The 12,374-nt window shown below is 73.0% G+C and carries 15 protein-coding genes; 8 read left to right on the forward strand and 7 right to left on the reverse strand.

All coding sequences use genetic code 11. From position 1 onward, the window contains the following. The first annotated feature begins 154 nt into the window (after window positions 1-154). Both prfB and Q9S36_RS30270 read left to right on the forward strand, forming a co-directional pair. The gene (prfB, locus tag Q9S36_RS30265) at window positions 155-1,270 is read left to right on the forward strand and encodes a peptide chain release factor 2 (protein ID WP_311288544.1); all 1,116 of its coding nucleotides are present in this window, start codon (window positions 155-157) and stop codon (window positions 1,268-1,270) included. Window positions 1,271-1,274: 4 nt separating this feature from the next. Continuing rightward, window positions 1,275-1,709, forward strand: a complete 435-nt coding sequence (locus Q9S36_RS30270; RefSeq protein ID WP_311288545.1) for a TY-Chap domain-containing protein — start codon at window positions 1,275-1,277, stop codon at window positions 1,707-1,709. 7 nt (window positions 1,710-1,716) lie between these two features. Here the strand turns inward: Q9S36_RS30270 and Q9S36_RS30275 are convergent, their stop codons facing one another. Genes Q9S36_RS30275 through Q9S36_RS30305 form a run of 7 tightly spaced genes read right to left on the reverse strand, consistent with a single transcriptional unit; the run spans window position 1,717 to window position 6,442 of the window. Beyond that, complete coding sequence (locus tag Q9S36_RS30275; RefSeq protein WP_311288546.1) at window positions 1,717-2,322, reverse strand: hypothetical protein; 606 nt, start codon at window positions 2,320-2,322, stop codon at window positions 1,717-1,719. Then, complete coding sequence (locus tag Q9S36_RS30280) at window positions 2,319-2,795, reverse strand: hypothetical protein (protein WP_311288547.1); 477 nt, start codon at window positions 2,793-2,795, stop codon at window positions 2,319-2,321. Before Q9S36_RS30280 ends, Q9S36_RS30275 begins: the two co-directional genes overlap by 4 nt. Continuing rightward, entirely contained in the window at window positions 2,782-3,144 is a 363-nt protein-coding gene (locus Q9S36_RS30285) for a hypothetical protein (protein WP_311288548.1), read from the reverse strand. The genes Q9S36_RS30280 and Q9S36_RS30285 overlap by 14 nt, the downstream gene beginning before the upstream one ends. 4 nt (window positions 3,145-3,148) lie before the next feature. Beyond that, entirely contained in the window at window positions 3,149-4,351 is a 1,203-nt protein-coding gene (locus Q9S36_RS30290; protein ID WP_311288549.1) for a hypothetical protein, read from the reverse strand. Further along, entirely contained in the window at window positions 4,348-4,668 is a 321-nt protein-coding gene (locus tag Q9S36_RS30295) for a hypothetical protein (protein WP_311288550.1), read from the reverse strand. Before Q9S36_RS30295 ends, Q9S36_RS30290 begins: the two co-directional genes overlap by 4 nt. Window positions 4,669-4,725: 57 nt before the next feature. After that, window positions 4,726-5,943, reverse strand: coding sequence for a hypothetical protein (locus Q9S36_RS30300; RefSeq protein ID WP_311288551.1), 1,218 nt, complete (start codon window positions 5,941-5,943; stop codon window positions 4,726-4,728). After that, window positions 5,936-6,442 (reverse strand): SigE family RNA polymerase sigma factor, encoded by a 507-nt coding sequence (locus Q9S36_RS30305; RefSeq protein ID WP_311288552.1) that lies wholly within the window; start codon window positions 6,440-6,442, stop codon window positions 5,936-5,938. Before Q9S36_RS30305 ends, Q9S36_RS30300 begins: the two co-directional genes overlap by 8 nt. 139 nt (window positions 6,443-6,581) lie before the next feature. On the opposite strand from Q9S36_RS30305, the gene ftsE reads away from it, so the two are divergent. The 6 genes from ftsE (at window position 6,582) to Q9S36_RS30335 (ending at window position 12,364) form a co-directional block, all read left to right on the forward strand. After that, entirely contained in the window at window positions 6,582-7,271 is a 690-nt protein-coding gene (gene ftsE, locus Q9S36_RS30310) for a cell division ATP-binding protein FtsE (protein ID WP_311288553.1), read from the forward strand. Window positions 7,272-7,305: 34 nt separating this feature from the next. Continuing rightward, window positions 7,306-8,217 carry a permease-like cell division protein FtsX gene (gene ftsX / locus Q9S36_RS30315; RefSeq protein ID WP_311288554.1) on the forward strand — a complete coding sequence of 304 codons (912 nt, stop codon included), beginning with the start codon at window positions 7,306-7,308 and terminating at the stop codon, window positions 8,215-8,217. 120 nt (window positions 8,218-8,337) lie between these two features. Beyond that, window positions 8,338-9,573, forward strand: a complete 1,236-nt coding sequence (locus tag Q9S36_RS30320) for a peptidoglycan DD-metalloendopeptidase family protein (RefSeq protein ID WP_311288555.1) — start codon at window positions 8,338-8,340, stop codon at window positions 9,571-9,573. Window positions 9,574-9,813: 240 nt separating this feature from the next. Further along, complete coding sequence (gene smpB, locus Q9S36_RS30325) at window positions 9,814-10,293, forward strand: SsrA-binding protein SmpB (protein WP_311288556.1); 480 nt, start codon at window positions 9,814-9,816, stop codon at window positions 10,291-10,293. Window positions 10,294-10,301: 8 nt separating this feature from the next. Beyond that, complete coding sequence (locus tag Q9S36_RS30330) at window positions 10,302-11,165, forward strand: amidohydrolase family protein (RefSeq protein WP_311288557.1); 864 nt, start codon at window positions 10,302-10,304, stop codon at window positions 11,163-11,165. Window positions 11,166-11,230: 65 nt separating this feature from the next. After that, on the forward strand, window positions 11,231-12,364 hold the full coding sequence (locus Q9S36_RS30335; protein WP_311288558.1) for an ROK family transcriptional regulator: 1,134 nt from the start codon (window positions 11,231-11,233) through the stop codon (window positions 12,362-12,364). Window positions 12,365-12,374: the final 10 nt, after the last annotated feature.

Below are 12,374 nucleotides of genomic sequence, written 5' to 3' on the forward strand. Positions count from 1 at the left end.
TGGAAGATCCGAGCCATCCGGTGGCTCGGATCTTCCACGCTCTCGGCGTCGACGCTGTCGGCGCCAGCCGAGGATCCCCAGCCGGTGGGGCGGGGCTCCCGCCCGAGGCGGCCGATCAGGTCCCGGCGTGGGTTTGCCCGTAGGCTTGCGTCTCGTGGCAGGCATCGACTTCGACGTAGAGATCAAGCAGCTCCAGGCGACCATGAAGACCATCGGCCAGGTCCTCGACCTGGACAGGATGCGCGCCGAGATCGCCGACCTGGGCGAGCAGGTCGCTGCGCCCGACCTCTGGGACGACCAGGGCAACGCCACACGCGTCACCGGTCGCCTCTCCGCCCTGCAGGGCGAGCTCGACCGCTTCACCAGCCTGGAGACCCGCATCGAGGACCTCGGGCTGATGGTCGAGATGGCGCAGGAGGAGGGCGACGCCGACACGCTGGCCGACTCCGAGGCCGAGCTCGGCCGCGTCAAGAAGGCGGTGGAGTCCCTCGAGATCCGCACCCTGCTCTCCGGCGAGTACGACGAGCGCGAGGCGATCGTGACGATCCGCTCCGGCGCCGGCGGCGTCGACGCCGCCGACTTCGCCGAGATGCTGATGCGGATGTACACGCGCTGGGCCGAGCAGCACAAGTACGGCGTCGAGGTCTACGACGTCTCCTACGCCGAGGAGGCGGGCATCAAGTCCGCCGAGTTCGCCATCCACGCCCCCTACGCCTACGGCACCCTCTCGGTGGAGGCCGGCACGCACCGCCTGGTGCGGATCAGCCCGTTCGACAACCAGGGGCGCCGCCAGACCTCCTTCGCGGCCGTCGAGGTCGTCCCCGTGCTCGAGCAGACCGACGAGATCGAGGTCGACGAGAACGACATCCGCGTCGACGTCTTCCGCTCCGGCGGCCCCGGCGGCCAGTCGGTCAACACCACCGACTCCGCCGTGCGCCTGACGCACATCCCCACCGGCATCGTCGTGTCCTGCCAGAACGAGAAGTCGCAGCTGCAGAACAAGGCGTCCGCGATGGTCGTGCTGAAGGCCAAGCTGCTCGCGCAGAAGAAGGCCGAGGAGGCCGCCCTCAAGAAGGACCTCAAGGGCGACGTCGCCGCGAGCTGGGGTGACCAGATGCGCAACTACGTCCTCAACCCCTACCAGATCGTCAAGGACCTGCGGACCGGACACGAGTCCGGCAACCCCAGCGCCGTCTTCGACGGGGACCTCGACGACTTCATGGAGGCCGGCATCCGCTGGCGCCGCGGCGCGGAGAAGGTCGAGGCCTGAGCCGGTGACGTCCTGGGAGGACGTCCGGCTCCAGCTGGCGCGCGAGCTGCTGACGCTCGACGACGACGAGTTCGTCGTGGTGGGCGAGCCCGAACCCGCCGCTGCCCCGGCCCGGGGCCTGCTCCGCAGGCGACCGGCTCCCGCACCGACCCGCTACGTCCAGGTCCGCCGCGACGGTGAGCACTGGTACGCCGAGTGCGTCGGCGCCATCGCGTTCGGCGGCGACTGGGACGTCGACGACGCCACGCACGACCGGCTGCGCGACCTCGGCTGGCTGGTCCCGGGCGACGACGACCCCTCCGGCGTGCAGCCGTCCTACCCGAACTACTGGCGGGTGCTCCCGCGCGCGGAGGCCGACCGCACGGCGGCCCTGTGCGCAGGGGCGCTGGAGCTGCTCGGTGCGGACTCGTCCACCCTGGAGTGGCGCCGCGACGCCTGACGGCTGGTCAGCCCGTGGGCTCGAGCGCCCCGGGCGGCAGCGCCGTGGCGAACACGCGGTAGAGCGACGTCGCGGAGACCGGCAGCAGCGCGCCGGCCTCGTCGTCCACCACGTGGGCGCCGTCCGGACCGTCGACGACGACCAGGTCGCGGTGCTCGCCGGCCCACCCGACCCGCAGCCGCCACGCGAGAGCGGCCCCGGCCTCCCGCAGCGCCTCGTGTCGTACGGCGTCGTCGGCCGACAGCAGCCGTTCCGCCGCGTCCTCCGGGACGGAGCGCGGCTCGCTCGCGGACGCCCGGCGCGGACCCGTGCGGGTCATCCGCACCAGCGCCGCCGCGAGGTGGGAGGGCGGCAGCACCATCAGCTGGTGGAGGCCGGGACGCACCGCCAGGAGCACCACGGCGCGCTCGGCGTCGACGCCGGCACGGTGGAGCTGGACCGACGTGCCGGCGACCAGCACCTCCACGGTGACCAGGGGACGGCGCAGCGTCTCCAGCGCGGGTCCGAGACCGACGCGCTCGAGCTCGCCGACCGCCCCGGGGTCCTCGCCGCCGAGGAGGGCTGCGACGCCGTGGTCGTCGAGGCGCACCACGCCGTCCTGCACGCTGATCATGCGGTCGCCCCCGCCCGGGGGCCGGTGAGCGGCCGCCAGGCGGCCGCCACCTCGGCGAGCTCGTCGGCGACGCCGTCGTAGGCCCAGGTCTCGACGGTCGCGGTGAGGGTCCACCCCAGCTGGTCGTCCGCGACGAACCACTGCTCCATGGTGAGGGCGCGACCCGTCTGGTCGACGTGGTGGGCCAGCCGGCGGCCGCCGGGACGGCCGTCGACCACGAGCCGCTCGAGGTCGACGAGGAGGTAGTCGTCGAGCATCGTCGGGAGGACCTCGTCGGACCCGACCTGCCAGTCGCGGAAGGTGAGCCCGCCGAGGTCGTCGCAGGTGAGCACCAGGTTGGACCGGAACCCGTCGGGCCGGTCGAGGTCCACCGGCTCGACCGCGGTCCACACCGTGCCCGGACGCGGCCGGGCGACCTTGTCCCAGCCCCGGGGGATGGCGGGTGCCGCGAACGCCACGTCAGCCACGGGCACCCGTGCCGCTCCTGCCGCCGCGGGCGACCTGCTCGCGGTACCACCGCGGCTGGACCGCCGCGGGCACCGGCAGCGGCAGGACGGCGTACGCCAGCCAGGTCAGCAGCCCGGCGAGCGCCAGCACGACGCCCGGCCACGTGGGCAGGTCCAGGCGCTCGGCCGCGCCGATCAGGGCACCACCGACGAGCGCGACCGCGAGCGCCGGCCAGAGGACCAGCACGTTGCGCTGGGCGAAGTCGCGGTAGGGGCCGCGCGCCCACTGCCGCGCGCGGGAGGTCTGGCCGCGGCGCTGCCACAGGTTGACGGCGACGAGCGCCAGGGCGCCCACGAGCATGAGGAGGTAGATCATCGTCTCAGTCCCAGAAGCTGATGGCGTCGCCGACGTCGGACAGGGCGTCGCCGGCGTTGGAGAGCTGGTCACCGGCCCAGTCGGCCGCCGCGTCGGCCGCGTCGCCGACGGGGTCGAGGATGGCCTGGCCGACCTCGGAGCCCACGAAGCCGCCGATCGCACCACCCACGATGCCGCCGACCACGCCGCCGACGACGGTGCCGACGCCCGGGCAGATGGCCGTGCCGATCGCGCCGCCCGCCCAGGCGCCGCCCTGGGCCCCGGCCCACGCGCCGGCCGCGGTCGTGGCGCCCATGGTGGCCGCGCGGGTGCCCTGCTCGACGTCGCCCATCGTCGGGTCGTCGGCGTCGGCCTGCCACTGGTTCCAGCCGGCGCTCACGGCGGTGACCACGGTCCCGGCCCGGCCGGCCCACTTGCCGGCGGTCGCCCAGGCGTTGCGGGTGGCGGCGTTGTAGGACGTGGCGTGGAAGTTCTTCGGGTCGGTGGCGGCCCAAGCGCGCTGCCAGAACGTCATGCCGCGGGCCGTGCCGAAGCGGCCGTTGACGCGCGGCTGGAAGACGCCGTAGCGGCTGTTGACCATCCAGCTGACGCCGGCGCCCAGGCCGAGGCCGCCGAGCCCGAACAGCCAGGCGCCGATGTCGTCGCCGTCGGCGAAGTCGGGCGGGAGGAAGCCGAGGCGCTGGAGCAGGTCGACCACGAAACCGTCGCCGGTCGACTTCTTCACGCCGTCGCCGAGGCGCTTGTGCGCCTCCTGCTCCTTGGTGCGGGCCGCGTCGGCGATCTCGACGGCCTCGTTCCACGCCGCGACGACGTCGTTGTGGGCGGTGGCCTGCTCCGGGGTGGGGTCGGTGGGCGCGACCGGTCGGACGAGCGACTCGCCGCTGGTGCGGACGCCGCCCGCGACGCCCACGCTGCGGGCGTGGGCCATCCGCGACCGGACCACGTCGAGCTCGCCGGCGAAGTCGGTGAGGGCGGTGCCGAGGCCCTCGAGGCGGTGGTCGAGCTCGCGCAGGTCCTTGCCGGCGGCTTCGACGCGCAGCTCGAAGCCCTGGGCGGCGTGTCCGTGCCAGGTGCCCGTGGCGGTCGCGGCACGGCGTACGTCGCTGGCGGCGCGGGTCACGGTCGTGCGGGCGGTGCCGATGTCCGAGGCGGCGGTGCGGCAGGCGGCCGGGTCGCCGTGGACGACGAGGTCGAGGAGGTCGCTCACGGGACCAACCCCGCTCCGCGCTGCTGGGTCGACGTCGCGACTGCCTGGTCGGTGGCCCGCACGTCGGCCGCGGTGGTGCGCAGCGACTCGGCCGTGGCGCTCACCTCGCCGGCGACGGCCGCGACCGCCTCGGCGAGTGCGGCCAGCGCGGTGCCCACCTCGTCGGTGGACACCCCCGCGTCAGGACGCGTGCGGAGGGAGGGTGCGCCGTCGGCGAGGGCCGTGCCGGTGCTGTCGAGGATCCCGGCCGCGGAGTCCAGCGCCGCAGGGTCCACCTGCAGTCCCGCGGCGGATCCGCCGGTGCTGGTCGAGGTCATGGCCGGGATCCTCCCACCCGCGGCCGGGTCCGAAACCTCCCGGCCCACCCGAAGGGCTCACCTCCAGGGCAGTCGCAGCCACCCGTCGAGGACCTCGGCCACCGCGGCGTCGACGCCGGCGGGCATCGATGCCGACGCGCCGTCGACCGCGACCACGCCGGCGCGGTCGCCGACGGCTCCGAGCCACAGCGCGCCGTGCCCGCCGCCGTACTCGTAGGTCGCCAGCGTGACGCCGTTCGGGAGCGTCCGGATCGCCATCTCCGGCCCGCCGCTGCACGAGCGGAGCTCCTCGACCATGCGGTCGACGTTGCGCCGGCCGGTCGTCTCGTCCAGGAATCCGCCCAAGGCCCAGGTGATGCCACGGGGGCTCCCCGACGCCGAGCTGCTGCGGGCGCCCTCGGTGACCTCCAGGGACAGGCAGGGGGTGTTCGGCACGCCGGACCCCCTGCCCCCCTCGGCTGCACGCCACCCGGCCAGCGCGTCGGTCAGGTCGCTGTCCATCACCTCCGGCAGCTGCGGCACCTGCACGGCGGCCGGGGCGTCGGGATCGTCCTCGAAGGTCTCCTGGACCTCGCCCGAGCGCAGCCCGGCCACGACCGCCTCGGCGACGCGCTCGACGACGTCCGAGGGGGCGACGCCGGCGCGGCCCCCGACCTGGAGGGTCAGGCGTCGCGCACCGATCTGCGTCGTCCACACGTCGGTCATCGCCGTGTCCGCGTCGGTCGGGGGTACGGCGACGTGACGCACCTCGGTGCCGTCGACCTCGATCGTGGTGGCTCCCGTGCAGGCGCCGTAGGCCGCCTGCTGCTCGTCCGCGGCTGTCGCGGCGTCCGGGTAGTCAGTGAAGAGGGCTTGACCGATGGCGAAGTCGTCACCCAGGAAGCGAGAGAGCCCGCCTCCCGTGTCGGGCGCCTTCGTGCGTCCGTCCTCGGTCGAGAAGCAGGTGGGCAGGCCGAACCCGCCGCCGCCCTTGGGGGAGAACCGCTCCCACGCCTCCCAGCCCGTGAGCCAGCCCTCGGTGGCCGCGTCGAGCGCTGCGGCGTCGAGCGGCGCGCCGTCGGCACCGCCGGCGACCCCGCCGCCCGACGGCAGCAGGCGCGGCACGGCCAGCCCGCCACCCACGAGGAGCGCGGCGGCGAGCGCGGCGGCACCCACCCGCGTACGGCGTCGCCGGCGGGCGGTCGCGACCGCCGCGGCGGCGCCGGGGGAGGGGGCATGGGCGAGGTCGCGGGTGAAGGTGGTGAAGGCGCGCTCGAGGACGTCATGGTCAGGCATGGGTGTGGGCTCCGTTCGTCTCGTCGGCGAGGAGGGCTGCGAGGGCGGTGCGACCGCGGGAGAGCCGGGCCTTGATGGTGCCGACGGGGGAGTGCTCGATACGGGCGACCTCGTCGACCGGGAGGTCGGCGAGGTGGTGGAGGACGATCGCGCGCCGCTGGGCCTCGGGGATGAGGAGCAGCGCCTGCACGAGGGCGGTGCTCGTCTCGTCGGGTGCGGCGGTGACCGGCTCGGTGCGGTGGCGGGCCAGCCAGGCGGCGGCGACCCGGCCCCGCCGCCAGCGACTCACCGACAGCCGGGTGGCGACCTGGCGCACCCAGGCGGCCGGCTGGTCGTAGCCCGACACCCGGCCCCAGTGCGTCCACGCCTTCACGTAGGCCTCCTGGGCGAGCTCCTCGGCGACGCCGCGGTCCCCGGTGAGGGCGTACGTCACCGCCAGCGTGCGCGACCACGTGGCCTCGTAGAACTCGGCGAAGTCCGCCTCGGCGCTCCCGCGCATGCACTACCCCCTGTCGGTCCGGCTGTCAGGGCGTCCCTGCCGGACCCCGTCACCCACCCAACACGCTCGTCGGGCCGTGGTGGTTGCACCGCGGGGCGGGTTTCGGGGATGCGCACACCCCTCACGTAGCCTCGACGCCGTGATTCGCTTCGAGAAGGTCACCAAGACCTATCCCGGCCACCCCCATCCCGCGCTCGACAACATCTCCGTCGACGTCGAGAAGGGGGAGTTCGTCTTCCTCGTCGGATCCTCGGGCTCCGGCAAGTCGACCTTCCTCCGCCTCGTGCTGCGCGAGTACCGGCCGACCACCGGCCGCGTCTACGTCGCCGGCAAGGAGATCAACCGGCTCGCCAGCTGGAAGGTGCCGCGGCTGCGCCGCGACATCGGCACCGTCTTCCAGGACTTCCGCCTGCTGCCCAACAAGACCGTCACCGAGAACGTCGCCTTCGCGCTGCAGGTGATCGGCAAGTCCCGCAAGGAGATCAAGGACGTCGTCCCGGAGACGCTGGAGCTGGTGGGCCTCAGCGGCAAGGGCGACCGCATGCCCGACGAGCTCTCCGGCGGCGAGCAGCAGCGCGTCGCGGTGGCCCGCGCCTTCGTCAACCGGCCGATGATCCTCATCGCTGACGAGCCCACCGGAAACCTCGACCCGACGACGTCGGTCGGCATCATGAAGCTGCTCGACCGCATCAACCGAACCGGTACGACGGTCGTGATGGCCACGCACGACGCGGGCATCGTCGACCAGATGCGCAAGCGCGTCATCGAGCTCGAGAACGGCCACGTGGTGCGCGACCAGGCGCAGGGCGTCTACGGCCACCAGAACTGACCTTCCCCAGAACCCGATCGAGAGCCCCCACTCCATGCAGCTTCGCTACGTCTACTCCGAGCTCGGCCAGGGCCTGCGCCGCAACCTCTCCATGCACCTCGCGGTGGTGCTGACCCTGTTCGTCTCGCTGACCCTCGTCGGAATCGGCGTCCTGTTCAACCAGCAGGCCGCGAAGGCCGCCGACCACTGGGGCAACCAGCTCCAGATCACCGTCTACCTCTGCCGCGCCAACGACAGCGCCGCGGTGTGCCCCAACGCGGTCACCGACGCGCAGAAGACCGAGATCTCGCAGGTGGTGCAGGACAACCCGGAGGTCGACGACTTCCACTTCGAGTCCAGCGAGCAGGCGCTCGACAAGGCGCGCGAGCTCTACGGCGACGAGCTGTTCTCCGGCGACAACCCCGCGATCACCGCCGAGGACATGCCCCAGACGATCTGGATCACCCTCCAGGACCCGGAGCAGTACGAAGGCATCACCAGCGCGGTGCAGGGGCTCGACGGCGTCTCCAAGGTCCGCGACATGCGCGAGCAGGTCGCGCCGATCCTCGAGTCGATCAACATGCTGCAGTGGGTCGCGCTCGGCACGGCCGCCTTCCTGGTCTTCGCCGCCCTGCTGCTGGTGGCCAACACCATCCGCCTCGCGGCGTTCGCGCGCCGCAAGGAGATCGGCATCATGCGGCTGGTCGGCGCCTCCACGCTCTACATCGCGCTGCCGTTCCTCCTCGAGGCGCTCGTCACCGCCCTCGTCGGTGTCGTCCTCGCGGGCGGGGCGCTGTGGGGCTTCATGTACTTCGGCATCGACGAGCTCTCGCAGAACCGCCTGAAGTTCGTGCCGTGGATCGGCTGGGACGAGTTCTGGCTGGCCGCTGGAGCCGTCGCGATCCTCGGTCCGCTGCTGACGTTGCTCCCGACACTCGTGTTGACGCGGAAATACCTCAAAGTCTGATCCGCGGAGGTTAGCGTCTAGGCGTCTTCCCGGCCTCGGCCCGGGACGGCGACCTTCCCCGCTTCCCCAACGCAAAGGCTTCCCCCGGTGCGTACCTTCCCCCGTACCGCTCATCGCCGCATGGCCGCACTCGTCGCGGTCATGGCCCTGGGCGTCTCCACGGTCCCCTCAGCACAGGCCGACGACCTCAAGGACAAGAAGCACAAGGTCGAGCGCCAGCTCAAGGGCGCCCACGAGGACCTCGACGAGTCGAGCGCCCAGCTGCGCAAGGCCAGCGCCCGCCTCGAGGCGGCGCACCAGCAGCTGGGCGTCGCCAAGACCCGGCTGGCCACCGCGCGGGGCAAGGTCGAGGTGGCCCGCGAGCAGGACGCCCGGATGCAGGCCGAGCTGGCGCAGGCGGAGGCCGACCTCGCGGCCGCCGAGGCTGCCCTGGCCCAGGGGCAGGTCGACCGCGAGCAGCAGCGCCAGCGGGTGGCCACGACCGTCGCGGACATGTACTCCGAGGGTGACCCCGAGCTGATCGCCTTCTCCTCGCTGCTCGACGCCGAGTCGACCGAGGAGCTCACCCGCCGCGACGGCGTGCGCGACGTGGTCGTGGGCCAGGAGGCCCGGGCGTACGACGAGCTCAAGGCCGCCGAGGTCCTCCTCGAGGTCCAGGAGCAGCAGGTCTCCGACGCGCGGGACGACGTGGCCGCCAAGCGCCGCGCCGCCGCCGAGCACCTCGAGCTGATGCGTGCGCTCGAGGCCGAGCAGCAGGCGGCCAAGGACTCGGTCGTCTCGCTGGTGGTCGAGCGCCGCGACGCCCGCGGCGACGCGCGTCGGGCCCGCGCCCAGGACGTCGCGAAGCTGCGCAAGCTGGCCGCGCAGCAGAAGAAGATCGAGGAAATGCTGCGCAAGCGCGCCCTCGCCGCGCTCCGCCGCCAGCGTGCGCAGGCCCGCTCCCAGGCCGGCGGCCCGTCCAACGGCCTGCTCGCCCACCCGGTCGACGGCTACGTCACCTCGCCGTTCGGCTACCGCGAGCACCCGATCTACCACTACTGGGGCCTGCACGACGGCGTCGACTTCGGCGGCGGCTGCGGCACCCCGCTCAAGGCCGCCGCGCCCGGCAAGGTCGTCGCGTCGTACTGGAGCGACGTCTACGGCCACCGGCTCGTCATCGACCACGGCGTCATCGCCGGTCGTGGCGTCGCCACCATCTACAACCACGCCAGCAGCTACAGCGTCGGCGTCGGCGCGCAGGTCTCCGAGGGCCAGGTCATCGGCTACGAGGGCTCCACCGGCTGGTCCACCGGCTGCCACCTGCACTTCACGGTGATGGCCAACGGCCGGGCCGTCGACCCGATGAGCTACTTCTGATCGGTCTCGGCCGTCCACCGCTCGACTCGAGCGGACAAGTGGTCGCTCGAGCGGACCCGTGGTCGCCCGACGGCCGACGTGGGCGCCGTACGACACTGGTCGACCGCAATGGTCGCCTGACGCCCGGCATGCCGGGTGTTGAGCGGCCACATGTCCGCTCGAGTCCAGATCTGGTCGGGCGGAGAAACCCGCCGTGAAACCGCCGTGCACGCAGCTGGAACGCTCTGGGAGGATGGCTCCATGGCGAAGGAGCAGGGCCAGAAGATGGTCGCGCAGAACAAGAAGGCCCGCCACGACTACCACATCGAGGACACGTGGGAGGCCGGCCTCGTCCTGATGGGGACCGAGGTGAAGTCCCTGCGCCAGGGGCGCGCGTCCCTCGTCGACGGCTTCGCCGAGATCGACAACGGCGAGGCCTGGCTCCTCGGCGTGCACATCCCCGAGTACAGCCAGGGCACGTGGACCAACCACTCGGCCCGGCGCCGTCGCAAGCTGCTGCTCAACCGCTCCGAGATCGACAAGATCGAGCGCAAGATCACCGACAAGGGCTACACGATCGTGCCGCTGTCGCTGTACTTCAAGGACGGCCGCGCCAAGGTCGAGATCGCGCTCGCCAAGGGCAAGAAGGCCTACGACAAGCGCCACACCCTCGCCGAGCGGCAGGCCAACCGGGAGAAGGTCGAGGCGGTCCAGCGCCGGCTCAAGGGCCACCGGGACTGAGCGCCCGCATGGATCCCCGCGCGTTCGCGGCGGACCTGGGCCTGCCCGGCCTGCAGGACCTGCACACCCACTTCCTCCCGCCACGGGTGATGGCCAAGGTGCGCGCCCAGTTCGACTCCGCTGGGCCACTGATCGGTCGGCCGTGGCCACTGCACTACCGCGACGAGGACGACGCGCTGGTCGAGACCCTGCGCTCCTACGGCGTCCGGCGGTTCACGGCCCTTCCCTACGCCCACAGGCCCGGCATGGCCGAGTTCCTCAACGACTGGGCCGCCGGGTTCGCGGCGCGGGTGCCGGAGGCGGCGGTGTGCGGCACGCTCTTCCCCGAGCCCGACGTGGCGGCGTACGTCCGCTCCCGCTCGGAGACCGTCCAGGTGTGGAAGGTCCACGTTCAGGTCGGCGCGTTCACCGTCACCGACCCCCTGCTGGACGAGGCGTGGGGCATCGTGGCGGAGACCGGCACGCCGGTGGTGCTGCACGCCGGCAGCGGGCCGGTGCCTACCGAGCACACCGGCCCCGGCCCGGTCGCCGAGCTGCTCGCACGACACCCGCGGCTGCGCCTGGTGATCGCCCACGCCGGCGCGCCGGAGTACGCCGAGTTCCTCTCGCTCGCGGAGTGCCACGAGCGCGTCGCGCTCGACACCACCATGGCGTTCACGCCCTTCTTCGAGGAGATGGGCGGCGCCTATCCGACTGACCTGCTGCCCCGGCTGCGCGACCTCGGCCTGGCGGGCCGGGTGCACCTGGGCAGCGACTTCCCGAACATCCCCTACCCGTACGCCGTCCAGCTCGAGTCGCTCGCGCGGCTCGGCCTGGGGGAGAAGTGGCTGCGGGCGGTCTGCTGGCACAACACCGCCGCACTGCTGGACTGATCCACCCCGGGAATCTCGGCGGGGACCCTTGACGGGGGATAAGTAAGTGCGGTGAACTAACTAATGTGACCCCGAACACACCCGTCGGACGCCCGCTCCGGCCGCAGGGCAAGCTCCTCCAGGAGGACGCCCGACGGCACCACCGCTCCCTGCTGCTGCAGCAGCTCTTCCGGGAGGGCCCGGCCAGCCGCGCGGACCTCGCCCGCGCGAGCGGCCTGACCCGCGTGACGGTCTCCGACCTCGTCGGCGAGATGCTCGCCGAGGGGTTCGTCACCGAGCTGGGCGCGCCGGCGGAGAGCCGGGTGGGCAAGCCCCCGACGCTCGTCGGCCTGGCGGCCGACTCCCACCACATCATCGCCCTCGACCTGTCCGAGACCGACTCGATGTCCGGTGCGGTGGTCAACCTCGCCGGCACCGTGCTCTCGCGCCACGAGGTGCACGTGGACGGCGCCGAGGGGGAGCAGGCGGTCGAGCTGGTCCAGCAGCTGGCGGCGGAGCTGATGGAGATGACCGAGCGTCCGGTGCTCGGCATCGGCGTCGGCAGCCCCGGCGTGGTGGACACTGCTGGGACCGTCATCGACGCGCCCAACCTCGCGTGGAGCGACACCCCGCTCGCGGCCCGGCTCGGCGAGGTCTTCGACGTGCCCGTCTTCGTCGCCAACGACGCCAACACCGCGGTGCTCGGCGAGCACACCTTCGGCGAGTCCGGCGACGGCGGCCTGATGGTGATCCGGGTCGGCACGGGTGTCGGCGCCGGGCTGGTGCTGGGCGGCTCGCTGCTGCACGGCCACCTCGGTGCCTCCGGCGAGATCGGACACGTCGTGGTCGACCCCGACGGCGAGCGGTGCGCGTGCTCGCGCACCGGCTGCCTGGAGACCGTGCTGTCGGCGCCGCGGCTTCGGCGTCGTACGGCCGAGGAGGGGGTCGACGGGCCGGCCGCCCTGGCCGAGGTCGGCACCCGGCTGGGGGAGGTGCTGGCGCCCATCGTCGCCGCGCTGAACCTCCACGAGATCGTGCTCAGCGGCCCCGCTGAGCTTCTCGGCGGTCCGCTGCTCGACGCAGCGGACCGGACCATCCGCGAACGGACGATGCCGGTCAGCTCGGCCGGCCTCACCGTCCGCACCTCCAAGCTCGGTGATGACGTCGTGGTCGTTGGTGCGGCCGTCCTCGTCCTCGCCGGCGAGCTGGGCGTCTCGTGAGCCCCGCTAC

The organism is Microbacterium sp. ARD31 (genome assembly GCF_031844425.1).

What these genes read in the sequence shown, in the direction of transcription:
- Q9S36_RS30320 (WP_311288555.1), top strand. Translation starts at nt 8,338, where the DNA reads ATGGCCGCACTCGTCGCGGTCATGGCCCTGGGCGTCTCCACGGTCCCC.
- ftsX (WP_311288554.1), top strand. Translation starts at nt 7,306, where the DNA reads ATGCAGCTTCGCTACGTCTACTCCGAGCTCGGCCAGGGCCTGCGCCGC.
- Q9S36_RS30330 (WP_311288557.1), top strand. Translation starts at nt 10,302, where the DNA reads ATGGATCCCCGCGCGTTCGCGGCGGACCTGGGCCTGCCCGGCCTGCAG.
- Q9S36_RS30300 (WP_311288551.1), bottom strand. Translation starts at nt 5,943, where the DNA reads ATGCCTGACCATGACGTCCTCGAGCGCGCCTTCACCACCTTCACCCGC.
- Q9S36_RS30295 (WP_311288550.1), bottom strand. Translation starts at nt 4,668, where the DNA reads ATGACCTCGACCAGCACCGGCGGATCCGCCGCGGGACTGCAGGTGGAC.
- Q9S36_RS30305 (WP_311288552.1), bottom strand. Translation starts at nt 6,442, where the DNA reads ATGCGCGGGAGCGCCGAGGCGGACTTCGCCGAGTTCTACGAGGCCACG.
- smpB (WP_311288556.1), top strand. Translation starts at nt 9,814, where the DNA reads ATGGCGAAGGAGCAGGGCCAGAAGATGGTCGCGCAGAACAAGAAGGCC.
- Q9S36_RS30285 (WP_311288548.1), bottom strand. Translation starts at nt 3,144, where the DNA reads ATGATCTACCTCCTCATGCTCGTGGGCGCCCTGGCGCTCGTCGCCGTC.
- Q9S36_RS30275 (WP_311288546.1), bottom strand. Translation starts at nt 2,322, where the DNA reads ATGATCAGCGTGCAGGACGGCGTGGTGCGCCTCGACGACCACGGCGTC.